Genomic DNA, 17,138 nt, shown 5'->3' with positions numbered 1-17,138 from the left:
GGCAGCCGGCGACGTCCTGGACGGACGCACGGCTGCAGGGACGGGGGGCCGCCGCGCGTCGCCATAATGGCTCGTGCCATCGTTCTCCTGATGAAGCACCATCGCTAGATGATCGAATTCTCCATCGTCGACTGGGCTGCCTGGGCACCTGGCCTGAGCGAGCGCAGCCAGTGGCTGAGCTGGGCTGACGCACCCTTCCTGCCACAGGGCGAGGGCACGCCGGCGCTGTCCGAGGTGCCCGCGATGCAGCGCCGCCGCATCGAGCGGCTGGGGCGGATGGCGATCCAGGCAGCCTGCTGGTGCGAGGATGGCCAAGGGGCCGACAGCCAGATACCGCTGGTGTTCGCCAGCCGCCATGGTGATGTGGCGCGCTCGATGGACCTGCTCGGGGCGCTGGTGAACGAGCAGCCCCTGTCGCCCACCGGATTCGGCCTGTCGGTCCATAACGCGATCGCTGCGCTGTACTCGATCGCTCGTGGCCATCGCGGCAACTATCTGGCGCTGGCTGCCGGCCAGGCGACGGTGGAGGCCGCCTGCCTGGAGGCCGCCGGTCTGCTGGCCGATGGCGCCCGCGAAGTGCGGGTGGTGGTCTACGAGTCGCCGTTGCCCGAAGTTTACGCGACGTTCGCCGACGAACCCGACCCGTTCTTCGCTTGGTGCTGGCGTGTGGTGGCGCCGACACAGGCGCTGCCGACGCTGTCGCTGCAGTGGGATGGCGCGCCGGCCCCGGTTACCGCCGCGCCCGGCCTGTTGCCGCACGCGTTGGACCTGCACCGCTTCCTGCTCGCGGGCGCGCCGGCGCTGGAACACGTTGCCAATGGCCAGCGCTGGCGCTGGAGCCGCCGTGGCTGAGGCGCTGCGCCGCCTCGATCTTGCCTGGCGGGTGGTGGGCACCGGCCTGAGTTTTGCTGCGTTCGGCATCGGCGGCCTGCTGCTGGGTGCCGTGGTGATGCCGATCCTGCTGCTGATGCGTGATCCGGTGGCCCGCCGCCGTCGCGCCCGCCGCGTGGTGCAGGTGGCGTTCGCCAGCCACCTGCGGCTGATGCGCGGGCTCGGGGTGATGACCTATGAGATCGAAGGGCGCGAGCGCCTGCAGCGCGACGGCCTGCTGGTCCTGGCCAACCACCCCACCCTGATCGACGTGGTCTGCCTGGTCTCGCTGCTGCCCAATGCCGACTGCGTGGTCAAACGGGCGGTGGCCCGCAACCCGTTCATGCGGGGCCCGGTCCGGGCCGCCGGCTACATTTCCAATGACGACGGGGCCGGCCTGGTCGATGACTGCGTGGCCGCGGTACGGGCCGGCGGCAGCCTCGTCATCTTCCCGGAAGGGACCCGCAGCGTGCCCGGCCAGTCGCCGAGGCTTCAGCGTGGGGCCGCCAATATCGCCGTCCGCGGCCGGCTGGACATCACGCCGGTGCGGATCACCTGTACCCCGCCAACCCTGAGCAAAGGGCAGAAATGGTATCGTGTGCCCTCACGTCGCTTTCACGTTCGGCTGCAGATCGGCGAAGATATCCCGATCGCGCCATTCCTGGCCGAAGACGACGCGCCAAGGGGGGATGCCTTGGCAGCACGCCGCGTCACCGAGCACCTTTCTCGTTATTTCGACCTGTCTGGAGATTCGACCCGTGCAAGCACTTGAGCACGAGATCAAGGAATTGATCATTTCCTCGCTTTCACTGGAGGACATCACGCCGGAGGACATCGATCCGACCGCGCCGCTGTTCGTCGAGGGCCTGGGCCTGGATTCGATCGACGCTCTGGAACTGGGCCTGGCGCTGCAGAAGAAGTACGGTGTGAGCCTGTCGTCCGACTCGGAAGAGACCCGGCGCCATTTCTCCAGCGTGCGCGCGCTCGGCGAGTTCGTCGCCGCCCGCCAGTCGTAACGGCGCCAGGAGCTGCCATGACCAAGAATGAACTGTTCGAACGCATCGTCAACATCCTGACCGACAGCTTCGAGATCGAACCGGCCCGGATCACCCCCGAGGCACGTCTCTATGACGACCTGGACATCGACAGCATCGATGCGGTCGACCTGATCGTGCAGCTCAAGCCGCTGCTCGGCCGCAACCTGCAGCCGGAAGCGTTCAAGGCCGTGCGCACCGTGCAGGACATCGTGGATGTCGTGCACCGGCTGCTGCCGGACCAGGCAGCAGCCTGACCGCAGCGCGGGCGGCTCCGCCTTGGCACGCGCGCGTACGGTCGTGGTGGCGGCGATTTCGCTGGCCTACCCGCTGCTCGTCTACCTGGCGATGGGCCGCTTCGAGCCGCGCTGGCTGGCACTGCTGCTGTTCACCCTGGCATTGCTGCGTGCCCTGAGCACGCGCCAGCCGCTGTGGTGGGCTGCTGCAGCCGGTACCGGACTGCTGGCGGTGCTGGCCACCGTGCTCAACCAGGCGCTGCCGCTGAAGCTGTACCCGGCGCTGGTGAACGTGGTGATGCTGTGCGTGTTCGCCATCAGCCTGCGGTTCGGGCCGCCGCTGGTGGAGCGCCTGGCGCGGCTGCAGGAGCCGGACCTGCCACCGTTCGCGGTGGCCTATACCCGCCGCGTCACCCAGGTGTGGTGCGGCTTCTTCGTTCTCAACGGCAGTCTGGCCCTGCTCACCGCGCTGTACGCATCGGATCGGGTCTGGATGCTCTACAACGGATTGTTGGCGTACGTGATGATGGGCGTATTGTTCGCAGGCGAATGGCTGGTGCGGCGACGGGTGAAGGCGGCGCACGCCCATGGCTGAGTGGATTGCCCTGGACCGGCTGCTGCGGGATGCGCGGCCGCAGCGTGCTGTCGGCATCCGCGATGGCGAAGTGGTCGACCATCAGCAATTCCGTCAGCGCGTACTGGCCTGGCGTACGGCGTTTGCCGCCACTGACGGCCGTGACTGGGCGCTGTACTTCGATGATGCCGTGTCGTTCGCCGAGGCGCTGTTCGGTGCCTGGCACGCCGGCAAGCGGGTGTTCCTGGCCGCCGACAACCTGCCCGCCACGCTGCAGGCCCTGCAGCCGCAGGTGAGCGGTTTTGCCGGTGACGTTTCCCGTGATTACCGGCCACTGATGATGGCGGCCGCCGGTGCGCAGGTCGAGCTGGATGCGTTGGACGAGCATGCCTGCGAGCTGTGCGTGTTCACGTCGGGCAGCACCGGCGAACCCACTGCGATCGACAAGCGCCTGGACCAGCTGGCGCGCGAGGTCGATGCGTTGCAGGCCGCGTTCGGCGCACAGCTGGAAGGCGCGCAGGTGCATGGCACGGTGTCGCACCAGCACATCTACGGCCTGCTGTTCCGCGTGCTGTGGCCGCTGGCCGCCGGTCGCCTGATCCATCCGCGGCGGTTCTTCCATGAGGATCTGGTCGCTGCGCTGGCGGGCACGCAGACGGTGCTGGTGGCGACCCCGGCGCACCTCAAGCGCCTGCCTGCGCAGCTGGATTGGGCCAGCCTGCAGGGCCACCTGCGCGCTGTGTTCTCCTCTGGCGGCCCGCTGCCGGAAGAGGCAGCGCGGCAGGTGCGGCAATGGATGGCAGTCGCACCGACCGAGGTCTACGGCAGCAGCGAGACCGGCGGCATCGCCTGGCGTCGCTGGGATACCGATCTTCCGCCCTGGCAGCCGCTTCCGGGGGTGCAGTGGAGAATCGAGGGAGGCTGCCTGGCGGTGGCTTCACCCCATCTGCAGAGCCGCGACTGGTGGTGCACGCAGGATCGGGTGGAAGCGCTGGCCGAGGGTTGCTTCCGCCTGCTCGGCCGCGCCGACCGCATCGTCAAGATCGAAGAGCGCCGCGTTTCGCTCGATGCGCTGGAACGTGCGTTGCGCGACGACGCGGACGTCGATGACGTGCGCGTGCTGGTGCTGCCCGGCCAGCGCGAGCAGCTGGCGGCCGTGGTGGTGCCGGCCGATGCGGCACTGCTTGATGCCGATGATGCCGCGCGCCGCGCGCTGGGCCAGCGGCTGGCCGCGCGCCTGGCACAGAGCCATGACGCCGTGACCCGTCCGCGCCGCTGGCGGCTGGTACCCACGCTGCCGGTGAATGCGCAGGGCAAGGTGACCCAGGCCGCGCTGGTGGCCCTGTTCCAGCCGTCGATGCCGGTGCCGGTATGGGATCGGCGCGAGGCGGCCAGCGCTACCCTGCGCATGACACTGGACCCGGCGCTGCGCCCGTTCCAGGGACATTTCCCGCAGGCCGCGATCCTGCCCGGCGTGGCCCAGGTGGACTGGGCGGTGCGCTTTGCCCGGCAGGCCTTTGCGATGCCGGAGGGGTTCGTGCGCATGGATGCGGTGAAGTTCCAGCATGTGGCGCGTCCGGGCGACGAGCTGACGCTGCATCTGGACTGGGATACCGCACGCAACGTGCTGGTCTTCCGCTATGCCTCCGTGCATGGCGTACACGCCAGTGGCAGGATGGTCTTCGCCGATGCGCAGTGATCCGGCCGATGCCGGTGCCGCGTTCGCGCCACTGGTGGTGATTCCCGTCTACGACCACGAACATGCTGTCGCCGCGGTGGTCGATGGCGTGCAGCGCGCTGGCCTGCCCTGCCTGCTTGTGGACGATGGCTCGCATGCATCATGTGCTTCGGTGCTGCAGGCGCTGGCACAGCGTGAAGGGGTCGATCTGCTGCGTCTGCCGGTCAACCAGGGCAAGGGTGGGGCGATGCTGGCGGGCTTCGCCGAGGCCGCAAGGCGGGGCTGCAGCCACGTGCTGCAGATCGATGCCGACGGCCAGCATGACACCGGCGACCTGCCGCGCTTCATCGCGGCCGCGCGTGCGCGGCAGGACGCGGTGATCTGCGGCATTCCCGCCTACGACGCCAGTGTGCCCAAGGCCCGCCTGTACGGTCGCTACGCAACGCATGTCTGGGTCTGGATCAACACGCTGTCGCTGCATCTGCGCGACACCATGTGCGGTTTCCGTGTCTATCCACTGCCTCCGGTGCTGCGCCTGATGGGCGAAGAGACCATCGGCCGGCGCATGGATTTCGATACCGAAGTGATGGTGCGGCTGTACTGGCGGCAGGTGCCGGTGGAACATCTGGCGACGCGGGTGACCTATCCGGCAGACGGTGTCTCGCATTTCGATGTGTGGCGCGACAACGTACGCATCAGCCGCATGCATGCGCGCCTGTTCTTTGGCATGCTCCGGCGCGCACCGCGCCTGCTCTGGCGCCGCCTGCAGGGGCAGGGCTGAGATGGCCGCCCCCCAAGGTGCGCCGCACTGGGCCGACATCGGTGAATCCACATCGGTGGCCGGCGTGTTGTTCCTGTGCTGGGTGCATCGGTGGTTCGGGCGCTGGCCGTTCCGCCTGTGCGTGTGGCCGGTGGTGCTCTGCCACTGGCTGGGCAACCGCGTGGCCCGGCAGGCATCACTGCAGTATCTACAGCGCTTGCAGGCACACAGTGGCGCGCTGGGCCGCGAGCCGACGCGGCGCGACAGCCTGCGCCATTTCTTCGCGTTCGCCGACACCCTGCTGGACAAGATCCTCGGCCTGGGCGGACGCTATCCGCCCGAGCGCATCCAGCTGCGGCGCGATCTGGTGCTGGACAGGATCGCACGCCGCGAAGGCGGGCTGATCCTGACCGCCCACATCGGCTGCCTGGAGTTGTGCCAGGTGCTGGCCGAACAGGTGCCGGGGTTCCGCATCACCGTGCTGGTGCACACCGCGCACGCGCAGCGCTTCAACCGCCTGCTGCAGCGGTTGGACCCGCTGGCAACGGTGGAACTGGTGCAGGTCACCGCGATGGGGCCGGCCACGGCGATGATGCTGTCCGAGCGCGTGGCTGCCGGTGGCTTCGTGGCCATCGTCGGCGACCGCACGCCAGTGCAGGGTGGACGCAGCGTCACCGCGGATTTTCTCGGCCACCGTGCCCCGTTCCCCATCGGTGCCTACGTGCTGGCGGCGGCACTGGGCTGCCCGGTGTACACCATGGCCTGCCTGCATGAAGGCCAGGGGTACCGGGTCGCCTTCGAGCAGTTCGCCGATCGCATCATGCTGCCGCGTGGCTCGCGGGACGCGGCACTGGCAGGGCAGGCGCAGCGTTTCGCGCAGTGGCTCGAACTGCAGGTCATCCAGTCCCCGCTGGACTGGTTCAATTTCTTCCCCTTCTGGGATCAGGCTCCGCATGACGACTGACGCCGTACCCGTGTGCCGCTTTGGCGACGCACCGTTGACCATCGAAGACGTGGTGGCGCTGGCCCATCGCCAGTGCGAGGCCGCGCTGAGCGAGGCCCCGGCCTTTCGTGCCCACATCCAGCGCGGTGCCGATTTTCTCGACCGCCTGCTGCGCGAGGACGGGGTGATCTACGGCGTGACGACCGGCTACGGCGATTCGTGCACGGTGAACATCCCGCCGGCGCTGGTGGCCGAGTTGCCGCACCACCTGTACACCTACCATGGCTGCGGACTGGGCCGTTACCTGGACCCGGCCGAGACCCGCGCAGTGCTGGCTGCGCGTCTGGCGTCGCTGGTGCGTGGCATGTCCGGTGTCAGCGTAGCCCTGCTGGAAGGCCTGGCCACACTGTTGCGGCATGACGTGCTGCCGATGATCCCGGCGGAGGGATCGGTCGGCGCCAGCGGTGACCTGACGCCGCTGTCATACGTGGCGGCGGTGCTGTGCGGCGAGCGCGAGGTCCTGCACGATGGCCGCGTGCAACCGGCTGCCGGAGTACTGGCGAGCATCGGCATGGTCCCGCTGAAGCTGCGGCCGAAGGAAGGCCTTGCGATCATGAACGGCACTGCGGTGATGACCGGCCTGGCCTGCCTGGCCTGGCAGCGTGCCGACTACCTGGCGCGCCTGGCCACCCGCCTGACCGCATTCAACGTGCTGGCCAGCGACGGCAACGCGCACCATTTCGACGAGACCCTGTTCGCGGCCAAGCCGCATCCGGGCCAGGCCCGCATCGCCGCACGGCTGCGCCGCGACCTGCACAGCGAACGGCCGCCGCGCAACGAACAGCGCCTGCAGGATCGTTACTCGCTGCGGTGCGCCCCGCACGTGATCGGCGTGCTGGAAGACAGCCTGCCCTTCCTGCGGCAGCTGATCGAAACCGAGCTGAACAGCGCCAACGACAACCCGCTGATCGATGCCGACGGCGAGCGCATCCTGCACGGCGGCCACTTCTACGGCGGCCATATCGCACTGGCAATGGACACGCTGAAGAACACCGTGGCCAACCTTGCCGACCTGCTCGACCGGCAGCTGGCGCTGGTGGTGGATGCGCGATACAACCACGGCCTGCCCGCCAATCTGTCGGCGGCTACCGGCCCGCGGGCAGCAATCAACCACGGGCTGAAGGCACTGCAGATCAGCGTCTCGGCGTGGACCGCCGAAGCGTTGAAGCAGACCCTTCCGGCCAGTGTGTTCTCGCGCTCGACCGAATGCCACAACCAGGACAAGGTCAGCATGGGCACCATCGCCGCGCGCGACTGCCTGCGTGTGATCGAACTGACTGAACAGGTGGTGGCGGCGATGCTGATCGCCGCCCGCCAGGGCCTGGCACTGCGCGAGCGGGTTGGCCTGAACGCGCAGCTGCATGGCAGTCTGGCCGACATGTATGTGGACCTGGGGCAGCGCATCGCGCTGGTCGAGGAAGACCGCGCGCTGGATCGCGAACTGCGGGAACTGCTGGTGGAGATCCGCGCGCAACGTTGGGAACTGTATTCCGGTGAATGACCTGGTCTGTGAAATCGAGCTGCGCCCCGCCTTCCACGACTGCGATCCGATGAACGTGGTCTGGCATGGCAACTACTTCAAGTATCTGGAGATTGCCCGGTGTGCGCTGCTGCAGCGCCACGACTACGACTACCCGCAGATGCTCGCATCGGGCTACCTGTGGCCGGTGGTCGACGCGCGCGTGAAATACGTGCGGCCGCTGCTGTTCAACCAGCGGCTGCTGGTGCGTGCACGCATCGTCGAATGGGAGAACCGGCTGAAGATCGACTACGAGATCCTGGATGCGGAAAGCGGCCAGGTGGCCACCCGGGCCATGACCATCCAGGTCGCGGTGGATGCCGCCAGCAAGGAGATGCTGTACCAATGCCCGCCGGTACTGTGGGAACGTCTGGGAGTGCCCGCGCCATGAACATGCTCGCCCGTCTTCCAGGCGTGCTGCTGTGCGCGCTGCTGCTGGTGGCCGCACCGCGTGTACAGGCGGCCGATCCTGCCGTCGACGCGATCACCCAGGCGGTGGCGCGTCCGGAGGTGCTGCGTGGCCAGTTCAGCCAGGAAAAGCAGGTCAGTGGCTTCAGGAATCCGCTGCGCTCGCACGGCCGGTTCGTGGTCGCGCGCCAGCACGGTGTGATCTGGACCACGCTCACGCCGTTCCCCTCCGAGGTGGTGGTCACCGCCGACCGCATCCTCAGCCGCCGGCGCGATGGCAGCACCCGCGTTGAACTCGATGCACGGCAGCAGCCGGCGATGCGCTCGGTGAATGCGATCATGTTCGCGCTGATGAGTGGCGACGTGCAGGCACTCTCCGGCCAGTTCAACGTGGCGGCCAGCCGTGAAGGGCAGGGCTGGCGCCTGCGTTTGACACCGAAGTCGGCGATGCTGGCCAAGGCCTTCGAGTCGCTGACGCTGCAGGGTGACCGCTATGTGCGCCAGGTCGAGATCGTCGAGGCGAACAAGGACCGCACGCAGATCCAGTTCAGCGCGTTGAGTGAAGCCCCCGCCACGCTGAACCCCGACGAGGCGCGCCGCTTTGAGTGACGCCGTGGCGTTGAACGCACCGGACCGGTTGCGGCGTTGGTGGCATTGGCTGGGCATCGCCTGGCTGGTGTTGCTGCTGGTACTGGGCGTGCAGCAGTGGCGCCTGTGGAGCCAGGAGCCGCGGATCGATACCGACATCCTCGCGCTGTTGCCGCAGGATGCGCATGACCGCCTGTTGAGCGATGTCACCCGGCGCATCGCCGATGGCAGTTCGCGGCAGGTGGTGGTGCTGCTCGGCAGCCAGGACGGCGCCGCCGCCAAGCGGGCGCAGGCCGCGTTCGCTGCGGCCATGGCTGGAGATGCCGAGAGCGCTTTGCTGGTGCCCAGTGGGTCCATTGAAGGCTGGTTCGACGAGGCGCGTGCGTTCTACGCGCCGTATCGCGACCGCCTGCTGACCCCGGCACAGCGTGACCAGCTGCAGAGCACGGAAACCGGTGCGCTGGCCGAACAGGCACTCGCCGCGCTGTACGGGCCGATGGGTGCGCCGCGGCTCACCGAATGGCGGCAGGATCCGCTGTCGTTGTGGCCGCAGTGGTGGCAACAGCAGGCGCAGGGTTCGGGCTTGCGGCTGGGTGATGATGGCCTGCTTGAAGCCGAGGGCAAGCATTGGGCGGCGCTGCAGTTCGATACGCCGGGTTCGGCGTTCCAGCTTGATGGCGAGCGCCATCTTGATGGCCTGCTGGAGCGGGCCGGGAAGGCGGCCAGGGCCGCAGCGCCCGAGCTGGAAATCCTGCATGCCGGCGTGCCGCTGCACGCCGAAGCCGCTGCGGTGCAGGCCAATCGCGAGATCAACACCATCGGTTGGGGCTCGCTGGCCGCGGTACTGCTGCTGGTGTGGCTGGCGTTCCGTTCGCTGCGGCCGATCCTGCTGGTGGCCGCGTCGCTGCTGATCGGTTGCGGCGTGGCGCTGGCGGTGACCGTGCTGGTGTTCGGCAAAGTGCATGTGCTGACCCTGGTGTTCGGTGCATCGCTGGTGGGTGTAGCGGAGGACTACGGCATCCACTGGTTTGCGTCGCGCCAGGCCGAACCGGCCGACCGTCGCTGGAAGCTGCTGCGGCATCTGCTGCCCGGCCTGTGGCTGGCGCTGTTGACCAGTGCGCTGGCCTACCTCGCGTTGGGCCTGGCCCCGTTCCCGGGCCTTCGCCAGATGGCGCTGTTCTCGGTGGTGGGCCTGGCAGCAGCGTTCCTCACGGTGATCTTCTGGTTCCCGTGGCTCGACGGTGGCGAGATCCGCCAGACCCGCTTCTCGCACTGGCTGGGCAATACGCTGGAACGTTTCCCGCGCCTGCACGGCCGGCGCCCGGTGGCGATCTTCGTGGTGGCGGCGCTGGCGCTGTCCGCGGTGGGCATCGCGCGCCTGCAGAGCAACGACGACCTGCGCAGCCTGCAGTCGTCTCCACCGGCGCTGATGGCCCAGCAGATCCGCCTGAGCCAGCTGCTGGGCATGCCCAGCCCGGCACAGTTCTACCTGGTGCAGGGCAGCGATGCCGCCCAGCTGTTGCAGCGCGAAGAGGCGTTGACCGAACGCTTGCGTGTACTGGCCGATGACAAGCGCATTGGTGGCTACCGCGCGATCAGTGACTGGCTGCCATCACCGGCCCGGCAGCAGGCCGATGCTGCGCTGACCGCGAAGGTGGAGCCCGGCGTGCTGTCGGCTGTGTCCGAAGCCGTGGGCGAGCCGCTGCTGCGACCGCAGTTTGCCGCAGCGCCGCTCACCGCCGACGCCTTCCTGGCCTCGCCAGCCTCGCAGCCGTTCCGCCACCTGTGGGTGGGTAAGGTCGGTGGGCAGATGATCAGCGTGGTGATGGTCGATGACCTGTCGCGTGCCGATGCTCTGGCCACGCTGGAACGTGCCGCCGAAGGCCTGCCCGGCGTGCGCTGGGTAGACCGAACCTCCGATTTCTCCACGCTGCTGGGCCACTACCGCAAGCTGATGGGCGGGCTGCTGCTGGTCGGCATCGCATTGGTGTTCGGCGCGCTGTGGCTGCGCTATCGCCGCCAGGCCTGGCGCGTGTTCGCCCCGACCCTGATCGCCGGTGCGCTGACCCTGGGCCTGCTGGGCCTGTTCGGCCAGCCGCTGCAGCTGTTCAACGTGCTGGCGCTGATGCTGCTGTTGGGCATGGGCATCGACTATGGCATCTTCCTGATCGAGCATCGTGGCGACGCCAGTGCATGGCTGGCGGTGTGCGTGGGTGCGGCCAGTACCTGGCTGTCGTTCGGCCTGTTGGGCCTGTCGCAGACTCCGGCGCTGCGCGCGTTCGGCCTGACCCTGCTGTTCGGTATCGGGCTGGTCTGGCTGATCTCGCCGCTGTTCCGGCCGCCGCCGCATGATCTGCCGGCGGCCTGAGTCCGCCTTCGGCTCTTCTTCTCTCCCTCTATCGAGCAACAAGGACGCCCCGATGAGTACTGCTGTGGATGCTGTGGAACGCACCGAAATCCTGATCATCGGCGCCGGACCGGCCGGTTCCGTTGCTGCTGCGATGCTGCGCCGGCAGGGTCGCCAGGTGTTGATGATCGAACGCCAGCAGTTCCCGCGTTTCTCGATCGGTGAAAGCCTGCTGCCGCAGAGCATGGAGTACATCGAAGCGGCAGGCCTGTTGCAGGATGTGGTCGAAGCCGGCTTCCAGCACAAAAATGGCGCGGCCTTCGTGCATGGCCAGGCGCGTACCGCATTCGACTTCAGGAAGAAGTTCTCGCCCGGCTGGGGCACCACCTACCAGGTGCAGCGCGCCGACTTCGACAACGTGCTGGCGCGGGGCGCCGAGCGGATGGGTACCACGCTGCGTTTCGGCGACGAGGTGCTGTCGGTCGAGCCGGGCGAGCAGCCTGCCGTCAACGTGCGCCGTCCCGATGGCAGTGAGTACCGCATCGAGGCCGATTTCATCCTCGACGCCTCCGGCTTCGCGCGGTTGCTGCCACGCCTGCTGGATCTGGAGTCACCCTCCAACTTCCCGGTGCGTGGTGCGATCTTCTGCCACGTGCGTGACAACATTCCGGCCGAAGCGGACTTCGACCGCAACAAGATCCTCATCACGACCCACCCCGAGCACATCGACGTCTGGTACTGGACGATCCCGTTCTCCAACGGCTGCTGCTCGCTGGGGGTGGTGGCCGAACCCTCGTTCTTCGATCGCTACGAAGGCGACGACCTGCAGAAGCTGCAGGCCATCGTCGGCGAGGATCCGAACCTGACCCGCCTGCTGGCCAATGCCGAATGGGCGGTGCTGCCGGTCCGCCGCATCACGGGCTATTCGGCCAATGTCCGTTCGCTGTGGGGCCCGGGCTATGCGCTGCTTGGCAACGCTGGCGAGTTCCTCGACCCGGTGTTCTCCTCGGGCGTGACCATTGCCTTCAAATCGGCGCAGCTGGCCAGTGAGTGCCTGGCGCGCCGTTATGCCGGGCAGGCTGTGGACTGGGAGGCCGAGTTCTCCGTTCCGCTGCGTGCCGGCGTGAAAACCTTCCGTCGTTTCGTCGAAAGCTGGTACCAGGGCGGCTTCCAGAAGATCATCTACCACCCCGACCCGCAGCCGGACGTGCGCGACATGATCAGTTCCATCCTGGCCGGATACGCCTGGGACACCAACAACCCCTACGTGGCCGACCCCAGCGGCCGTCGCATGCGCGTGCTGGAGGAACTGTGCGGCGCCTGATGGCCCTTTCCGCTGCAGTGCTGCTGTGCCTGCTGCTGGTCGCCTGTGCCGGGCGCATGCCACGCCCGCAGGTGCAGCTGCCACCGCTGCGGCTGTCGCCGGCCAGCCTGCCAGCGCCGCTGGCACTGCAGCAGCAGCTGCATTTCCGGTTCGGCAGCCATGAGCGCGATCTCGATGCGCTGCTCGAAGCCGACGCACAGCAGGTGCGGCTGGCGGTGCAGGCCATGGGCCAGACCGGCGTGCGCCTGCAGTGGGATGGCCGGCAACTGACCCAGCAGCGTGCGCCGTGGCTGCCGCCGCAGGTGCGTGCCGAACGCGTACTGGATGACCTGCAGTTCGCGTTGTGGCCGACCGCGGCGATCGCTGCGGCATTGCCGGCGGGCTGGGAGGTCAGCGATGACGGCCGCCAGCGCAGCCTGTCCCGCAGCGGTACGGTCTGGCTGCAGCTGCGGCGCCTGGACGATGGCAGCGTCCAGCTGGAGAACCGTGCCGAGGGTTACGCCCTGCGCATCGAATCGATCGACATGGCCGGGCAGGCGCGATGAACACACCGATCTACCTGAACGACCTCGGCCTGGTCTGCGCGCTGGGCGAAGGCCGCGGCGCCGTGGCATCGGCGATGTTCGCCGATGCTCCGGGCGGCCTGAGCGACAACGACCGCCTGCTGCCGGGGCGTACCCTGGCGCTGGGTGAAGTGCGCACGCCACTGCCGACGCTGGAAGACCTGCCGGTGTCCCTGCGCGGGCGCAACAATGCATTGCTGGAGGTCGCACTGGCGCAGATCGCGCCTGCGGTGAGCGCGGTCATTGCACGCCATGGCGCCGATCGGGTGGCCGTGGTGCTGGGCACCAGCACCTCCGGCATCGGCGAATCGGAGCAGGCACTGCGGACCCATGCGGAGCAGGGCTGCTGTCCTGAAGGTTTCGATTACGCACAGCAGGAAATGGGCACCACCGCGCAGTTCGTGCGTCAGCGCAGCGGCGCGCAGGGCCCGGCGTGGACCCTGTCCACTGCCTGTTCGTCCAGTGCCAAGGCGCTGATGTCGGCCGCGCGGATGCTGCGTGCCGGCACCGTCGATGCGGTCATCGCCGGGGGTGCCGACTCGCTGTGCCGCTTCACCGTGGCAGGCTTCAATGCGCTCGAATCGGTCTCGGCAGTGCGCTGCAATCCGTTCTCCCAGCATCGTGCCGGGATCAACATCGGCGAGGGCGCTGCGCTGTTCCTGCTGACCCGCGAACCTGGCCCGGTATGCCTGGCCGGATGGGGCGAGTCCGCCGATGCACATCACATGTCGGCGCCGGATCCGCAGGCCCTTGGCGCCATCGACGCCCTGCAGCAGGCGCTGCATCGTGCCGGCTGGTCGCCCGCCGATGTCGACTACGTGAACCTGCACGGCACTGCCACCGGCCACAACGATGCGATGGAAAGCCTGGCGGTGGCGCAGGTACTGGGCAATGACGTTCCCTGCAGTTCCACCAAGCCACTCACCGGCCACACCCTGGGCGCGTCGGGGGCGATCGAGGCGGCGCTGTGCTGGATCGTGCTTGCCGAGAACTGCCGGCAGCAGCTGCCACCGCACTGGTGGGATGGCATCGCTGATCCGGCGCTGCCGCCGTTGCCGCTGGTGGCGCCGGCCACCTGCCTGGCGCAGCCGCCCCGGCGCGTGCTGAGCAACTCGTTCGCCTTCGGCGGCAGCAACGCCGTGCTGGCACTGGAGCGTGGATGAATACGGTGTATGCCATTGAAGACGTGGTGCCCCACCGGCAGGACATGTGCCTGCTGGAGCGCATCGTGCACTGGGACGAGGACGGCATCGAGGCCGAGTTGGTCGTGCCGGCGAGCGGGCTGTTCGTCGAGGATGGGCAGGTGCCGGCCTGGATCGGCATCGAATACATGGCGCAGGCCATCGCGGCCTGGGCCGGCTGCCGTGCACGCGCTGCCGGCAACCGGCCGCAGCTCGGATTCCTGCTGGGCAGTCGCCGTTATGGCAGCCAGCGCAGCGGTTTTCCGGTGGGCAGCCGCCTTCGCGTACAGGCGCGCTGCGAGCTGTTGGGCGACAATGGACTGGGGATGTTCGCCTGCCGGATCCTGGCAGGCGACGAAGAATGGGCGACCGCCAACGTGTCGGTGTACGAACCTGCCGACGCGATGGCCTATCTGGAGAGTGGACAGGCATGACAGGGAATCGGAGCGTGCTGGTCACCGGCGCCAGCCGGGGCATCGGCCGGGCCATCGCGCTGCGCGTCGCGCGCGATGGGTTCGACGTAGCCGTGCACTGCCGCAGCCGCGTGGACGAGGCAAAGGCAGTGGTGGACGAAATCCAGGCACTGGGCCGGCAGGCCCGCGTGCTGGCGTTCGATGTGGCCGACCGGGATGCCGCACGCGGCGCATTGGAGGCCGACGTCGAGGCGCACGGTGCGTACTACGGCGTGGTGTGCAATGCCGGCATCGCCCGCGACGGCGCATTTCCTGCGTTGTCGTCCGAAGACTGGGACCAGGTCATCCACACCAACCTGGACGGCTTCTACAACGTGCTGCATCCGCTCATCATGCCGATGGTGCGGCGGCGCCGGCCCGGTCGCATCGTCACCCTGTCGTCGGTGTCCGGGCTGGCCGGCAACCGCGGCCAGGTCAACTACAGCGCGGCCAAGGCCGGCATCATCGGTGCCACCAAGGCGCTGGCGCTGGAGCTGGCGAGCCGGCAGATCACCGTCAACTGCGTGGCCCCGGGCCTGATCGAGACCGAAATGCTCAACGATGAAGTGGTCGAACACGCCCTGAAGCTGATTCCGGCCGGCCGCGTCGGGCATCCCGATGAGGTGGCCGCAACGGTCGCGTTCCTGCTGTCCGAGCCGGCCGGCTACATCACCCGGCAGGTGATCTCGGTCAACGGGGGCATGCTCTGATGGCCGCTGATCGTCGCGTGGTGGTGACCGGTGCCGCTGCCATCAGTCCGCTTGGCCACGACTGGCCCACCATCCACGCGCACCTGCGCAGCTGCCGCAACGCAGTGCGCACCATGCCGGAATGGGACGTCTACGCGGGCCTGAACACCAAGCTGGCCGCGCCCGCGCAGGACTTCACGCTGCCGCCGAACTACAACCGCAAGACCACCCGCTCGATGGGCAAGGTCGCGATCATGTCGGTGCGCGCCACCGAGATGGCCCTGCGCGAGGCCGGCCTGCATGAGCATCCGGTGCTGCGCAGCGGCCGCACCGGCGTGGCCTACGGTTCGTCCTCCGGCAGCCACGAAGCGACCGGCGAGTTCGGCCGCATGCTCAACGAGTTCACCACCGATGGCATCAGTGCCACCACGTACCTGAAAATGATGAGCCATACCGCGCCGGTCAACATCGGCGTGTTCTTCGGCCTGTCCGGGCGTGTCTACACCACCTCCAGCGCCTGCACGTCAGGCAGCCAGGGCGTCGGAGCGGCGTATGAAGCCATCCGCAGCGGCAAGCAGACGGTGATGGTGGCCGGCGGTGCCGAGCAGCTCGACGCCACCGCTGCAGCGGTGTTCGACACCCTGTTCGCCACCAGCGTGCGCAACGATGCGCCGCAGTCGACGCCGCGGCCCTTCGATGCAGGCCGCGACGGCCTGGTACTGGGCGAGGGCGCCTGCACGCTGATCCTGGAGGACATGGAGCACGCCCTCGCACGCGGTGCGTCCATCCTTGCCGAGGTGGTCGGCTACGGAACCAACAGCGACGGCCAGCACGTCACCCAGCCCAGCGCCGACACCATGGCCCAGGCCATGCGCCTGGCCCTGGAGGACGCCGGGCTCGACGCGACGCGGATCGACTACGTCAACGCCCACGGCACCGCCACCGATCACGGCGACATCGCCGAGACACAGGCCACCGCGCAGGTGTTCGGCAGCCGCGTACCGATCAGCTCGCTGAAGAGCTACGTCGGGCACATGCTCGGCGCGTGCGGAGCGTTCGAAGCCTGGCTGAGCATCGAGATGATGCGTGCCGGCTGGTTCGCGCCGACCCTCAACCTGGCCGAGGTCGATCCGCGCTGCGGCCAGCTGGACTTCATCACCGGGCACGGCCGCGATCTGCAGGCCGAGTACGTGATGAGCAACAACTTCGCCTTCGGCGGCATCAATACCTCGCTGGTATTCCGCCGCTGGAGCGAATGACCCCCGCACCCCATCCGCACCACCCCCAACGCACCCCGGACAAGGAGATGTTTCGATGCGCCGCACCCTGATGATCGCCAGTGCCACCCTTCTGCTGGCTGTGACTGCCACGGCTTCCGCCCGTGACACCCGAGTGGAGCAGTCCCTGCAGGAACTTGTCAGCTCGCAGGCCGCCCGCGATGCCGGCATCGATGGCAGCGTGCGCTTCTATCTGGCCGGGCAGCCGGTCAGCGTGCAGCAGCGTCTGGGTGAAGACGTCACCAACCGGAAGACCAACGCCGCCAACAAGAGCGATGCCGAAGCCTGCCGCTGGGTGGCGCTGTCGGCGCTGCGCGCACTGCAGGACGGCGCCCGCTCGCGTGGCGCCAATGCGGTGGTCGACATCGTCAGCTACTACAAGAAGAACGAGTTCAGGAGCGCGAGCAACTACGAGTGCTGGGCGGGCACGTTCGTGGCCGGCGTCGCCCTGAAGGGCACCTACGCCAAGGTCAAGTAAGCATCCGTGTGGCGGCGGCCGAGGCTGAACGCCGCCGCCACATTGCTGAACCCCGCCGGGGAAACGCCGTCGATCCTGCCGGCATCGTCGGCCGACGGCTTTCCCCGGTGTCGGCTTTCCGACACAATCAGGGCTCTTCCCGGGTTATCGTCCCGTG

Annotated in this window: 19 protein-coding genes; all 19 read left to right on the top strand. The window is 68.2% G+C overall.

Annotated features, from left to right (window positions below):
* Positions 1-108 precede the first annotated feature (108 nt).
* From ACZK08_RS18955 to ACZK08_RS18865, 19 genes are read left to right on the top strand one after another with little or no spacing between them, the layout of a single operon-like run.
* Positions 109-852: a beta-ketoacyl synthase chain length factor gene (locus ACZK08_RS18955; RefSeq protein WP_065181422.1), complete on the top strand. Its 744-nt coding sequence runs from the start codon at positions 109-111 to the stop codon at positions 850-852.
* Entirely contained in the window at positions 845-1,642 is a 798-nt protein-coding gene (locus tag ACZK08_RS18950; RefSeq protein WP_065181617.1) for a lysophospholipid acyltransferase family protein, read from the top strand. Before ACZK08_RS18955 ends, ACZK08_RS18950 begins: the two co-directional genes overlap by 8 nt.
* Positions 1,629-1,886, top strand: a complete 258-nt coding sequence (locus ACZK08_RS18945; protein WP_053518072.1) for a phosphopantetheine-binding protein — start codon at positions 1,629-1,631, stop codon at positions 1,884-1,886. Before ACZK08_RS18950 ends, ACZK08_RS18945 begins: the two co-directional genes overlap by 14 nt.
* Before the next feature lie 17 nt (positions 1,887-1,903).
* Positions 1,904-2,161 carry an acyl carrier protein gene (locus ACZK08_RS18940; protein ID WP_053518073.1) on the top strand — a complete coding sequence of 86 codons (258 nt, stop codon included), beginning with the start codon at positions 1,904-1,906 and terminating at the stop codon, positions 2,159-2,161.
* A gap of 22 nt (positions 2,162-2,183) precedes the next feature.
* Positions 2,184-2,735: a COG4648 family protein gene (locus ACZK08_RS18935; RefSeq protein ID WP_053518075.1), complete on the top strand. Its 552-nt coding sequence runs from the start codon at positions 2,184-2,186 to the stop codon at positions 2,733-2,735.
* A complete protein-coding gene (locus ACZK08_RS18930; RefSeq protein WP_065181423.1) occupies positions 2,728-4,413 on the top strand; it encodes an ApeI family dehydratase in 1,686 nt (561 codons plus the stop codon). The genes ACZK08_RS18935 and ACZK08_RS18930 overlap by 8 nt, the downstream gene beginning before the upstream one ends.
* A complete protein-coding gene (locus ACZK08_RS18925; protein WP_053518077.1) occupies positions 4,403-5,173 on the top strand; it encodes a glycosyltransferase family 2 protein in 771 nt (256 codons plus the stop codon). Before ACZK08_RS18930 ends, ACZK08_RS18925 begins: the two co-directional genes overlap by 11 nt.
* A 1-nt stretch (position 5,174) precedes the next feature.
* Entirely contained in the window at positions 5,175-6,116 is a 942-nt protein-coding gene (locus tag ACZK08_RS18920; RefSeq protein WP_065181424.1) for an LpxL/LpxP family acyltransferase, read from the top strand.
* Positions 6,106-7,656 (top strand): HAL/PAL/TAL family ammonia-lyase, encoded by a 1,551-nt coding sequence (locus ACZK08_RS18915; protein ID WP_065181425.1) that lies wholly within the window; start codon positions 6,106-6,108, stop codon positions 7,654-7,656. Before ACZK08_RS18920 ends, ACZK08_RS18915 begins: the two co-directional genes overlap by 11 nt.
* Entirely contained in the window at positions 7,649-8,065 is a 417-nt protein-coding gene (locus ACZK08_RS18910) for an acyl-CoA thioesterase (RefSeq protein ID WP_414488004.1), read from the top strand. The genes ACZK08_RS18915 and ACZK08_RS18910 overlap by 8 nt, the downstream gene beginning before the upstream one ends.
* On the top strand, positions 8,062-8,691 hold the full coding sequence (locus ACZK08_RS18905; RefSeq protein WP_065181426.1) for an outer membrane lipoprotein carrier protein LolA: 630 nt from the start codon (positions 8,062-8,064) through the stop codon (positions 8,689-8,691). The genes ACZK08_RS18910 and ACZK08_RS18905 overlap by 4 nt, the downstream gene beginning before the upstream one ends.
* Positions 8,684-11,038, top strand: a complete 2,355-nt coding sequence (locus ACZK08_RS18900) for an MMPL family transporter (protein WP_065181427.1) — start codon at positions 8,684-8,686, stop codon at positions 11,036-11,038. The genes ACZK08_RS18905 and ACZK08_RS18900 overlap by 8 nt, the downstream gene beginning before the upstream one ends.
* Before the next feature lie 52 nt (positions 11,039-11,090).
* Positions 11,091-12,341, top strand: a complete 1,251-nt coding sequence (locus ACZK08_RS18895) for an NAD(P)/FAD-dependent oxidoreductase (RefSeq protein WP_065181428.1) — start codon at positions 11,091-11,093, stop codon at positions 12,339-12,341.
* Positions 12,341-12,886, top strand: coding sequence for a DUF3261 domain-containing protein (locus ACZK08_RS18890; RefSeq protein WP_227255475.1), 546 nt, complete (start codon positions 12,341-12,343; stop codon positions 12,884-12,886). Before ACZK08_RS18895 ends, ACZK08_RS18890 begins: the two co-directional genes overlap by 1 nt.
* The gene (locus tag ACZK08_RS18885; RefSeq protein WP_065181429.1) at positions 12,883-14,067 is read left to right on the top strand and encodes a beta-ketoacyl-[acyl-carrier-protein] synthase family protein; all 1,185 of its coding nucleotides are present in this window, start codon (positions 12,883-12,885) and stop codon (positions 14,065-14,067) included. Before ACZK08_RS18890 ends, ACZK08_RS18885 begins: the two co-directional genes overlap by 4 nt.
* Positions 14,064-14,519, top strand: a complete 456-nt coding sequence (locus ACZK08_RS18880; RefSeq protein WP_065174277.1) for a hotdog family protein — start codon at positions 14,064-14,066, stop codon at positions 14,517-14,519. The genes ACZK08_RS18885 and ACZK08_RS18880 overlap by 4 nt, the downstream gene beginning before the upstream one ends.
* Positions 14,516-15,247, top strand: coding sequence for a 3-ketoacyl-ACP reductase FabG2 (locus ACZK08_RS18875; protein ID WP_065181430.1), 732 nt, complete (start codon positions 14,516-14,518; stop codon positions 15,245-15,247). The genes ACZK08_RS18880 and ACZK08_RS18875 overlap by 4 nt, the downstream gene beginning before the upstream one ends.
* Positions 15,247-16,485: a beta-ketoacyl-ACP synthase gene (locus ACZK08_RS18870; RefSeq protein ID WP_065181431.1), complete on the top strand. Its 1,239-nt coding sequence runs from the start codon at positions 15,247-15,249 to the stop codon at positions 16,483-16,485. The genes ACZK08_RS18875 and ACZK08_RS18870 overlap by 1 nt, the downstream gene beginning before the upstream one ends.
* 55 nt (positions 16,486-16,540) lie before the next feature.
* A complete protein-coding gene (locus tag ACZK08_RS18865; protein WP_053518098.1) occupies positions 16,541-16,981 on the top strand; it encodes a hypothetical protein in 441 nt (146 codons plus the stop codon).
* The last annotated feature ends 157 nt before the right edge of the window (positions 16,982-17,138 follow it).

Source organism: Stenotrophomonas sp. 112478_Sma, from assembly GCF_056479905.1.
The sequence above is the reverse complement of the archived record's forward strand: the minus strand, read 5'-3'. Positions and strand labels throughout refer to the sequence as shown.